Annotated in this window: 7 protein-coding genes and 1 tRNA gene; 2 read left to right on the forward strand and 6 right to left on the reverse strand. The window is 45.7% G+C overall.

Going from position 1 to position 11,041, the window contains the following annotated elements:
• The first annotated feature begins 4 nt into the window (after window positions 1–4).
• The gene (locus ACTQ53_RS02935; RefSeq protein ID WP_294700346.1) at window positions 5–613 is read left to right on the forward strand and encodes a ribonuclease HII; all 609 of its coding nucleotides are present in this window, start codon (window positions 5–7) and stop codon (window positions 611–613) included.
• 157 nt (window positions 614–770) lie between these two features.
• Here the strand turns inward: ACTQ53_RS02935 and ACTQ53_RS02940 are convergent, their stop codons facing one another.
• Window positions 771–2,345, reverse strand: coding sequence for a glycoside hydrolase family 28 protein (locus tag ACTQ53_RS02940; RefSeq protein ID WP_441931956.1), 1,575 nt, complete (start codon window positions 2,343–2,345; stop codon window positions 771–773).
• 982 nt (window positions 2,346–3,327) lie between these two features.
• Window positions 3,328–3,409, reverse strand: a tRNA-Leu gene (locus tag ACTQ53_RS02945).
• Window positions 3,410–3,643: 234 nt separating this feature from the next.
• On the opposite strand from ACTQ53_RS02945, the gene ACTQ53_RS02950 reads away from it, so the two are divergent.
• Entirely contained in the window at window positions 3,644–4,735 is a 1,092-nt protein-coding gene (locus ACTQ53_RS02950) for a sugar phosphate nucleotidyltransferase (protein WP_294968799.1), read from the forward strand.
• Window positions 4,736–4,837: 102 nt separating this feature from the next.
• On the opposite strand, the gene ACTQ53_RS02955 is transcribed toward ACTQ53_RS02950, so the two are convergent.
• The 4 genes from ACTQ53_RS02955 to ACTQ53_RS02970 form a co-directional block, all read right to left on the reverse strand.
• Window positions 4,838–5,239, reverse strand: coding sequence for an HIT family protein (locus ACTQ53_RS02955; RefSeq protein WP_294968801.1), 402 nt, complete (start codon window positions 5,237–5,239; stop codon window positions 4,838–4,840).
• Window positions 5,240–5,424: 185 nt separating this feature from the next.
• Window positions 5,425–5,892 carry a transcription elongation factor GreA gene (gene greA / locus ACTQ53_RS02960; protein ID WP_294968804.1) on the reverse strand — a complete coding sequence of 156 codons (468 nt, stop codon included), beginning with the start codon at window positions 5,890–5,892 and terminating at the stop codon, window positions 5,425–5,427.
• Between the two features lie 185 nt (window positions 5,893–6,077).
• Window positions 6,078–9,563, reverse strand: a complete 3,486-nt coding sequence (locus ACTQ53_RS02965; protein ID WP_441931958.1) for a DEAD/DEAH box helicase — start codon at window positions 9,561–9,563, stop codon at window positions 6,078–6,080.
• A 78-nt stretch (window positions 9,564–9,641) separates the two neighbouring features.
• Window positions 9,642–10,778 carry an AAA family ATPase gene (locus tag ACTQ53_RS02970; protein ID WP_441931959.1) on the reverse strand — a complete coding sequence of 379 codons (1,137 nt, stop codon included), beginning with the start codon at window positions 10,776–10,778 and terminating at the stop codon, window positions 9,642–9,644.
• Window positions 10,779–11,041: the final 263 nt, after the last annotated feature.

The raw sequence follows: 11,041 nt of genomic DNA on the forward strand, positions 1-11,041 counted from the left end.
TAATATGTTGGAAAGTCATTATTATAAGGATATGATAGAGGCTGGCTGTGATGAGGCTGGCCGTGGATGCTTGGCGGGTAGCGTCTATGCTGCAGCCGTCATTCTTCCTCCTAATTATCAGAATGCCGATTTGAACGACAGTAAGAAGCTCACCGACAAGAAGCGCAAGGCGCTCCGTGAGCAGATAGAGCGTGATGCCGTAGCTTGGGCTGTGGGCATTGTTACGCCTGAAGAAATCGATAAAATCAATATTCTCAACGCCAGTTTCCTGGCTATGCACCGTGCCCTGGACCAGCTCAAGGTTCGTCCAGAGGCTGTCATCGTGGATGGTAACCGGTTTAAGCCTTATAAGGATTTGCCTTATACAACCATCGTAAAGGGAGACGGCAAGTATCTGGCAATTGCTGCGGCAAGCATCCTTGCCAAGACCTATCGTGATGATTACATGGATGCGCTGGCAGAAGAATATCCGCAGTACGACTGGAAAGGCAACAAGGGTTATCCTACCAAGAAACATCGTGCTGCCATCAGGGAATTTGGAGTCACTCCATATCATCGCATGAGTTACAATCTTTTAGGTACTGGCGAATTGAGTATAGATTTCAAGGATTAGAGGCTACAGATTTGGTCCTTTAAAACAAAGTCTGTTTTTTCTGTCGATTATTATAAACGAAAAGGAGGTAAATGCCGTCGATTGGTATTTACCTCCTTTTCGTTTTTTCTGACAGATACGGAGAATGTCTAATCTGTCTTTTATCATCAAGACGATATTAGAAGTCAAGAGTAATACCCTTTTCGTCAATCTTCTTGTATGTCTTGTCGTTGACAATTACATTCTTTGAATTCTTGGCATCGAAGGCGTGGTTCTTTGCACTAACCTTGATGTTTTCGAGCTTCACGCCATCTGTACGGTTGATGACGATGCCATATTCTGCATTGTTTACCTCCATATCCTTGATGTGGATATTGCTTACCGGCATCTCAGGGAGACCGTTGAAGTAAGCGGCACGACGGGCTGTGCGGCAGATGACATGGTTGATGTCGATATTGCGGAAGCAAGGAGTTGTCTCATCTACCTTGAACTTCTGTACCTTCTGACTCTTAGCCTCGTCGCCATCGTTGAGAACTTCAACGGCAGACTTGCCACCGTAATAGAGATCGAAGGTGATGACATCGGTCTGGATATCAAACATTGACATGTTGTCGATATAAATATTCTCTACTACGCCACCACGACCGCGTGTACTCTTGAAACGGAGCCCCACATCAGTACCGAGGAACTGGCAGTCGCTCACCTTAATATTCTTTACGCCACCGCTCATCTCGCTACCAACAACGAAACCGCCATGGCCCTTGAATACGGTACAGCCGTTTACGATGACATTCTCGCAAGGAATGCCGCGCTTTCTTCCGTCAGCATCCTTACCGCTCTTGATACAGATACCGTCATCGCCCACATCGAAAGTAGAATTGACGATGAGTGCATTCTTGCAGCTCTCCAGGTCAAGACCATCACCGTTCTGGGCGTATGAAGGGTTGCGGACCAATACATCTTCTATAAGAACGTTCTCGCACATCAGCGGATGAATGTTCCATGCTGGTGAATTCTGGAAGATAACACCGTTGAGCCAAACGTTCTTGCAGCTTACGAGACTGATCATTACAGGACGGAGGAAACGCTTGATCTCGTTCCACTCTTTTTCTGAAGTTGGAGTCTTAGGCACATTCATGTTGGCGCTGTTGTCAGCCTTCAATGCACCCTCTGTTGGGAACCAGTAGTCAGCTCTCTTGAAAGCACCGCCACGAGAAGTAATCTGCTTCCACTGTGCATCTGTAACCTTCTGCTTCTTCAAAGGGCGCCAGTATTCTCCGTTTCCGTCGATGCAGCCCTGACCGGTAATTGCCACGTTGGTAAGATTATGACCAGAGATAGGTGACTGGCAGCGGCGTGTATTCAAACCTTCGAATGATGTATCTACGAAAGGGTAGAGGGCATCGTCTGGTGAGAAAAGGATGACTGCACCTTTTTCGAGATGCAGGTTGATATTGCTCTTCAATACGATAGGACCTGTGAACCATACGCCTTGTGGCACAACGAGTTTACCGCCACCTTTCTGGGTGAGCGCATCGATAGCCTTGGCAAAGGCTGTGGTACAGAGAGAAGAACCGTCGCCAATAGCACCAAAGTCCTTGAGGTTTACCTCATTGGCTGGGAACTGTGGACGGGTCACCTTTTCCATCTGGAATGGCAGATTCTCATACAGAGCATCATACTTCTTGATGTCGGTTGCCTGGGCACTGAGTGCCAGCAAGCAAGCACAAACCATGCTAAAAATTTTCTTCATGACTGTAATTATGTTTTTGTTTGTTTTATAAATCATTGTTAGCTTCCGTCTGCAAATTTATGAATAATATCTGATTTCACCAAACGAAAGTATCAGATTATGCCTATAAAACATCGCAAACGTTTTCAGTAGGAAAAAGTCGCAATAGTCTTAGCTGGTTGTAAAAGGGGACGTTTCGCTTTCTGTCTTACTATGGCACAATATTGCCCCTAGGCGGGCATTTTTTTGCCATTGGCAGATAAGAAATAATACGTCGGGAGAAAGATTCCATCAGGTCTATCTCTGTCATTTACTAGGTGCATTCTGGCAGTAGGTTGAGTAGTTTTGCTTGCGAAAAAAGCTACTCTCGATTTTACTCTTCACTCTTCACCTTTTCGCCTGAAACCCCGATAAACACTGGGGTTGCGAGTGGTGAAGAGTTTCGCCAACCCTTCACCCACCCTTCACCACCCTTCACCTCAGCAGAATTTTGAACTGCTTAAAGGGAGGATTCTGTTACTCTGGGAATAGGAATAAGACTTCAACTAAGCCCCATGTAAATCTCAACTAGGCTCTACGTAACCTTCAATTAAGCCCCACGTAAACTTTATCTAAGGCTTAAACCAGTTTCAAATAAGGTTTAAATCGTCTTCAAAGAAGGCTTAAGCCAAGCTTAATAGAAGCTTAAAGCCACTCATAATAGAAGCCTTGGAGCAAGCCTTAATGGAAACCCAAAAGCAGAAAGGTGAAGGGTGGGTGAAGAGTGGTGAAGAGTTGATGAAACCCTTCACCGTTATAAGTGCCTTATATATAGTGCTTTATGTTATGTTGGTGAAGGGTGAAGGGTGTTTTTGAGATTGTTGGGAAATCTGTCGGAATGAAATAATCCTAACTTTTTGTGTTTTTTCCAGCTTTAGCAGATACTTTTTCATGAAAGCAGGGGATGGATAATGTATATAGCGAAAGAAGGTTGATAATCAAAAGACTATCAACCTTCTTGTTGTACCCAGACCCGGGATCGAACCGGGATGGATTGCTCCACTGGTGTTTGAGACCAGCGCGTCTACCGATTCCGCCATCTGGGCAAATAGCACTTGGCTTATTTGCGGTTGCAAAGGTACTAATAATTTTTGAACTGGCAAACTTTTTGAGAACTTTTTTTCGAAAAAAGTGCATTCTGCGTGCCAAAAGGCTAAAATATTGTTGTATTTGCCCCCTCCAATCTTAAATTAAGAGAAAAACTTTGGCGCATTCAAATATATTTTCTAATTTTACAGTTGGAAATTTAATTTAAAAACTGCAAACATATGAATCAAAATATGACGGTTAACGTAAATAACTACTATTGTGTGATACTTGCAGGAGGAAAAGGACGTAGACTTTGGCCTTGCAGCCGCAGTAACTATCCGAAGCAATTTATCGATTTCTTTGGAGTAGGACGTACTCAGTTGCAGCAAACCTACGACCGAATGGCAAAGATTGTTCCTGCTGATCATATATATATCAATACGAACGAGGAATTCGTACATTTGATTAAGGAGCAGTTGCCAGAAGTTTCTATGGATAACATTTTGGCAGAGCCTATTCATCGTAATACGGCTCCGAGCATGGCATGGGCCAATCATCGCATTTCCATGATAAATCCCAATGCCTGTGTGATTACCACTCCTTCAGACCAGGCTATCTTCAACGAGGAAGCTTTCCGGGAAAATGTGCTGAAAGGCTTGGCTTTTGTAGCAGAGAACGACCGGTTCCTTACCATGGGAGTGAAGCCAACCCGTCCTGAACCGGGTTATGGATATATTCAGATGGGCGATGTCTTTTGTGACAATATGTATCAGGTTCAATCCTTTACGGAGAAACCGGAGCGTGATTTTGCCAAGATATTCGTTGAGAGTGGGGAGTTTTATTGGAATACTGGTCTCTTCCTGAGCAATGTAAAGCATCTGAGAGAGTGTTTCTGTAAGATTCTGCCTCCTGTGCTCCGTGATTACGACAAGCAGTATCCGGAGTTTAGCATCGAGACGGAGAATGCCTATATGAAGGAGAGTTTTTCTTCTTATCCTAATATCTCTGTGGATTTTGGAATCCTTGAGAAGCCTTCGGATGTATGCGTGATGAAGTGTGATTTCGGATGGGCTGACCTGGGAACATGGCACAGTATCTATGAGGCGATGCAGAAGAGCGATGACGATAACGTGGTGATAGACAGCGATGTGATGATGGAGAACTGCCACAACAATGTGATTAAGTTGCCAAAGGGCAAGCTTGCCGTATTGAACGGGCTTGATGGTTTTATCGTTGCCGAGAAAGACAATGTGCTGCTCGTCTGCAGGAAGGAGGATTCTTCCGCATTGGTTCGCAAATATGTGAACGAGGTGCAGATGAAGCGAGGTGAAGACTTTATTTAATGGGCGATTTAGTCAAATAAATATAATATGTATGAAAAATGAGCTGCAACCCTCTGCAGCTCATTTTTTACTTTATAAGCGGATGTGTGGTTTACACACATTCTACAATTTCTGGAATTCAGTATAAATCTTATCAGCGATTTCCTTGAACTCTTCCTCAGAGAGCTTGAGGTGCTCCTTGCGGAAATTGACATCAGCTTCGCTGTTCATTGGGATGAGGTGGATATGGGCATGAGGAACCTCCAGACCCAAAACAACCTGCGCCACTTTCTTGCATGGGAAGGCTGCCTTGATAGCCTTGGCTACCTTCTTGGCGAAAACCTCAAACTCAGCCAGGTCTTCGTCTTCCATATCGAAGATGTAATCAACCTCCTTACGGGGAATCACCAAGGTATGACCTTTGCCGATAGGGCTAATGTCGAGGAAAGCATAAAACTTGTCGCTTTCTGCACACTTGTAGCTAGGAATCTCTCCTGCTGCAATCTTTGAAAAAATGCTTGCCATAATCGCTAATCAATTTATAATTAATAATTTATAATTTACAATTCATATTATCTTATTCTCTTTTTGATGTCGTTGCATCGGCTACTTTCATTTTCTGTAGAGTATATCGGGTAGGCTTACATATAACATAAAAGGAACCGTCATACGGGCATTGCTGCCGATATGATAGTTCCTTTTATTCCGTTTTATTCAAATGAAATCTTGTCGATGCGAAGGTTGATGGTGCCGCGAGGAATCTTGATTTCTGCAATCTCACCTACCTTCTTGTTGAGCAATCCCTGTGCGATAGGAGTCTTGATGGAAATCTTGCCTTCCTTCAAGTTTGCCTCGCTCTCGCTCACGATGGTATAGGTCATCTTTGCCTTGTTAGCCATGTTGGTCATCTCTACCTTCGACATGATCTGCACGCTGTCGGTGCTGAGCTGCTTGGTATCGATAATCTTGGCCTCGGCAATGGTGAGCTTCAGGCGATTGATCTTATCTTCCAGATGAGCCTGTGCCTCTTTAGCGGCATCATACTCAGAATTCTCACTTAAATCACCCTTGTCGCGGGCTTCAGCAATTGCGGCTGATGCCTTAGGGCGCTCTACAGATACGAGCTGTTTCAGCTCAGCTACGAGATTGTCGTAGCCTTCTTGTGACATGTAAGCCATAATTTTTCTTGTTGTTTAATGTTATTAATAATATGTTCTTAGAGGCATAAAAAATAAAGAATTCCAGTGCCAGTGGAGCACCGGAATCCTATACTTATATGTGTCTCTTTCTTATCCTTATGTTTATAATTCGATTGCAAAGATAGGACTTTATTTCCGTATCACCAAACTTTTTGGATGAAATTTTAAAAATAACCTCCTTTTTCCTTCACATACTCCATTAATTCGCTAAAAATCTGATTATTGCGTAATATCTCCGGGTTGCCAGTCATAATCATCTGCTTCCTGGCTCGGGTGATGGCTACGTTCAGCTTGCGGTCGATGATGGCACCGTCTTCTACGAAACTGTTGCCGGCAAGAAAGTCGAGCTGCCAGATGTTCTGGATGGTGAAACTGTAGATGATGACATCTCGCTGGCTGCCCTGATAGCGTTCCACGGTATCGATGCTGATCTTCTCCAGTTCCGGGATGCCGAGTTTTTCGATGCCCTTGCGTACCATGGCTATCTGGTTGCGATAAGGTACGATGACGCCTACGGTCTTCTGCGGGTCGAACTGTGCGCCATAGAAACGGTGGATGCGACGGAGCATGTCTACCACGATTTCTGCTTCGTTGGCATTGATCTTGTCGGATACATTCGGTTCTTTGCAGAACTGAGATGGGAGGAAGATCATGCGATGTTCCTTCAGGAGGTCATCGAGCGCATCTTCTGATGGGAGGGTATAGGACAGTTCCTCTTCCAACTGGTGTGGACAAGGTACGGGTTCCAGTTTCTCCCGGCGGTAGAACATCCGGTTCGGAAACTCGGCTATCTCCGGGTGCATTCTTCCCTGACGGCGAAGTATGCCGATAAAGTCCGTGCGTTCCTCGTGGTCTTCCCAATGAATCAGGCGCTCGAAGAGGGAACTGCGGCAGTTGGTGAGGCAGATGTCCTGTAAGAGACTCATGTCTACAACTCCATTCTTCTGGCTGTCATGGATGGTAGGAATCGCAGAATCCTTCTCGCTCTGCTGCACTACGGCAGGCAACTGCTTATAGTCGCCGATGAGGATAAACTTATCCACGGCAGACAGGAGCCCGATGAGATTTGGCTCCAATATCTGGCTCGACTCGTCGATGATGGCAAGCTTGAAGTGCTTCAGGGTGAAGATGAACGGCTTGGAAGTCATCATCGAAGTAGTTCCTACGATTACGCGCGTACCTATTATATATTGTTTGATGGCTTCGAGCTTCGGACAGTCGCTGATAGCCTTCTCTATCAGATAAGGGCGGAACCGTTCATCGCAGGAGTATTCGCTGCCCAGACGCAGGAATGGGATGCCGGAATCTACCAGCATCTCGCAGATTTCATCTACGGCTCGGTTGGTATACGACATCAGGAGTATGGAGGAAGCGGGTTGCTGAGCTGTCTTGCCTCCGGTGGCGATGCTTTCTGCTGTAGGCATTCCCGTTCCGTCGTTCAATGCTTCTTCTACCATAAACTTCAGGGCACGACTGGTTTTTCCTGTTCCCGGAGGCCCTACGAGCAGAAAGTAATCCTGCGCCTGTTTGGCACGGAGGATGATATCGTCCAAGACATTGTCGTAATGTTTGGTCAATGCCAGCGAAGTATCTCTTTGCGGAGCACGTTGTCCCAACAGCAGGTTGCGTTTCTCCTTTGGAGCACAGATAAACTGGTGCAGGTTGCGGATGCTTCCACCGGTCGATGCATCGCTCGTTCCGTGTTCGATGGCGTATGGCAGGTTCGTTTCGAAGATATCGGCGTTTTGCTGTCCGTCAGTGAGATGCACTACTATCTCATGGCTGTGAATCTCCTGCAATACACCTTTATATAATATAGCCTTTCTCACGTCGGGTTCTTCCTTCAGCTTGTAGGTATAGAGATACACCATGTCGCCGATGCGGAAGTTGGGCAGGAAGTCCTTTCCCTGGTCGGGCACACTGAGGGTGATGGTATCAAATCCACTTCCTGCGCTGCTCTGTTCCTTTCGGATGATGTGCAGGTCGGTATAGATATTGCCGGCATCCTTCTTCTCGGTGAGCGGCATGGTCCAGAGGTCAGAACTCGATGTGTTCGTTCCTTCCTGTGCGCCCACCTTGCTGATCATCTGTTCCCGTAAGACAAAGGTCATCATGCGGCAGAAGTAGGCTTCCTCCAGTGGAGAAAGGTCGTGGAGCGGGTTGGTGATGGCTTCTATCTGTGGTTTCAGATACTTGTTGTAGAAGAAATCCTGGGTACCTGCCACATTCAAAACTTCGGGGGTAAATTCATTCAGTGTATGCTCGAATCCCTCCTTGGCTATCTCGAAGGAGGCGGCAACGAGCTGGTTGCGGTATTCGATGGCCTCCTTGAAGAGCTTTTGGTAGTAAGCTACCACCATCAATCCGTCTTGCGGCTGATACTTGGAGTAGAGCAGTCGGATATTCACGCGGTCGTTGCTCAGCTTGAAGTTGTGCTGTAACACGCCATAGTAGAGCAGGAGCTGTACATAGTGAGGCTCCAGCTGATAACTGTGATAAGCGGGATCTACCTGATGGGTTTCGATATTCATGTTGCGTCCTGATTTCTGTTCCACCAGCAGCTTGCAGTCGGTGGTCATCAGGTCTACACGTCCCTGTATGCCCAGAGCTTCGCATACGAACGAAGGCTCCAGGATGGCTTTCTTCCTGTCGTAAAGACTTTCGCCTCGGAATGCTGACATCTTTGCCTGCGATGCGGTACGCGGAAAGAGAATATCCACTACCTGCTGCAGATTGAATGCCTGCAGGCTGGCATCGGTATAAAACTTCTTGGCGTCAAACCAGGGACAGGTACAGAACTCCAGGGCTTTCTCCCGGAAGTTGCTCTTCACGGTTTCGTTCACCTGATACTTGCCGTGTGAGTTGATGATGTCGTCGAGCGCAGCACCGGCAAAGTTACCGAGCAGGGTTGCCTGGGTGTTGGCACGGGGCTTCATCAGGTTTAATAGATAAAGCAGAGGATGGTGACCGAAAGCCGTGAAACAGGTAGCAATACTACTGATATCTACCAGATAATCGGGCTCTACAACGATGAGTCGGGGGGTGATGATGGGCTGCTTCACCTGACAGTCGAGCAGATTGAGCTGCATTCCTTCCTTCAGCAGGTCCCAAAGATAGGTATGGTCGATATGGTTTTCTTCGTCTTTCAACCGCACGAGATACTCTTCTTCATCGGCATCCTGATCGATGTCTACACGGATAAAGTCGCTGTCCCAGTTCTTTACAATGCAGCGGATGCGCCGGTTGTTGATTTCCAGTCCCTTCTGGAAGGGACGGTTGATATGCGGGATGAGTACATTGACTTCATGCGGTATTCTCTCTTCAAACACGGCAGAGATGAAGAGGGTGAGGGCACGGGCATCATATTTCAGGTCTTCGCCCGAAAGAGGTTCCTGCGAATTGCTGTGTCGGCGCATGGTCTGGATGGCAATCTTGTCTGCCACCTTGATGCCACGGGCCTTACAGAGATAATCCACTTGGGAAAAAAGGTTACCGAAAGCCTGTTTGGTATCCTTCACTCCTTCGTGGCAACAGAGGATGAGCGTATCGTGCATCATCTTGTTGCGAGTCTTCGGTTCCAGGTCGGGGAGCGTCAGGAGTTCCCTTACCCGCTGGAAAAGTTCTGTGGCACTGATATTGTTCTGATTCATGAATTGTTGCTTAATCTTGAGAGATGTTTACCTCATCTCTTTCCTCGAAAATGCGATTATTGGCTGCTTTTATTCCCATTATGGTAAAATATTGTATTCTCTCTTCAGCCAAAGCTCGAAGACAGGATCGACGAATGAGAAATCTTGAAGATGTTTCTCAACGAGATCTTTCTCTACTAATACTTTCTTGTTACGTGTGATGCTCTGTGGCTGCCCCAGACCATACGTCTCTACAACATCCTTGGCATTGAAGTGCTTTTCGCCAGAAGCGATGGCTTTCAACATGCCGATTTGGGTGGGAGTGAGCTCGTCCATCTCTGTCAAGAACAAATCTTCGTTGGTGTCCAAAACCAGTTGGAGCTGGTTGTCGAGGAGTTTTTGCGTCACCTCTTTGTCTGTGTGTGACCATAGGAAGAAGCAATATTGCTGTACGTACCAAGAGTTATACTTCACTCTTTCGCATAGACATTCTGCTTGGCTCTCAGAGATAGTTTTTCCTGTCTTCTTAAAATTGCTCATGATATATGGTATCCAATATTCCTTGGCTATTCTCTTCAGGTTCATCAGTTGTCCGAACTTAAAGAAAGGACTGTTCGCCTTGTTGAAAATATCTTTCATCATGTGCATCTTGCTGCCGTAGAGACAATAGGTGGTATGGTGCTGCAACTGCCATTCAGCCCTCAGCATAGCTTCAAGGTTCTTCCATTTTGGCAGGTTGGCGAGTTGCTGAAACTCATCGATGCAGACGATAATCTTGATGCCTTTAGCCTCGGCTATCCTTTCGGGGAGTTGCAGAATGTTTTCAGGACTTTCCTTTACAGGATTCACCTTTAGGTTGACCTCTACGCTATTCATTGGGTCGGAAGCTATCGTGATGCTTGGGGTAAAACGATTGATAAATTTCACCAAGTCAGATAATTTCTGTTCCAATGTGGAAGAAACTCCTTGTATCACGATGGAGGCAAATTTGTTGTAGAATTCTTCCTCTGTATGAATCTTGGAGGCATCCATGAAGCAAACCTTTGTCTTGGATTCTTCCTGCATTAATTCTTCCATAGAGGTTCTGACAAGCGAAGATTTTCCCCATCTTCTTGGAGATACCAAGATGACGTTGATGCCGTGGCGAAGGAAATTTTTCAGTTCCCTTCGGTCTTCTACTCTGTCGATAAGACTCTCTTTCTCAGCGAGTCTTCCATAAATAAAGGGTATATCCATAGTCAATTTTTTATAAGTGATGGCGCAAAGTTACAAAAATTATAAATACTCTTATAATAAATGTATTTATAATTATGGATAATTAACGAGGTGATGGAAAAAGAAGTATTCGCGAATTCAACAAGCAAGTGCAAAATTACGAAATGTTTTTATAAAAGCACTCCTTTGGTGTTGAGAAATTCAATTTCTTTCTTGGTCTCTCATTAATTTTTGCCGTAAACTTTGTTATTTTCTGCTGACTGAAGTTTGAAAACGCAGCAGAC

It is taken from the genome of Prevotella sp. Sow4_E9_plate (assembly GCF_052116205.1).
Taxonomy (GTDB): Bacteria; Bacteroidota; Bacteroidia; order Bacteroidales; family Bacteroidaceae; genus Prevotella.

Excerpts from the sequence above, each read along its gene's own strand:
- ACTQ53_RS02950 (WP_294968799.1), top strand. The coding sequence starts at position 3,644 with ATGACGGTTAACGTAAATAACTACTATTGTGTGATACTTGCAGGAGGA.
- ACTQ53_RS02970 (WP_441931959.1), bottom strand. The coding sequence starts at position 10,778 with ATGGATATACCCTTTATTTATGGAAGACTCGCTGAGAAAGAGAGTCTT.
- greA (WP_294968804.1), bottom strand. The coding sequence starts at position 5,892 with ATGGCTTACATGTCACAAGAAGGCTACGACAATCTCGTAGCTGAGCTG.
- ACTQ53_RS02940 (WP_441931956.1), bottom strand. The coding sequence starts at position 2,345 with ATGAAGAAAATTTTTAGCATGGTTTGTGCTTGCTTGCTGGCACTCAGT.
- ACTQ53_RS02935 (WP_294700346.1), top strand. The coding sequence starts at position 5 with ATGTTGGAAAGTCATTATTATAAGGATATGATAGAGGCTGGCTGTGAT.
- ACTQ53_RS02955 (WP_294968801.1), bottom strand. The coding sequence starts at position 5,239 with ATGGCAAGCATTTTTTCAAAGATTGCAGCAGGAGAGATTCCTAGCTAC.
- ACTQ53_RS02965 (WP_441931958.1), bottom strand. The coding sequence starts at position 9,563 with ATGAATCAGAACAATATCAGTGCCACAGAACTTTTCCAGCGGGTAAGG.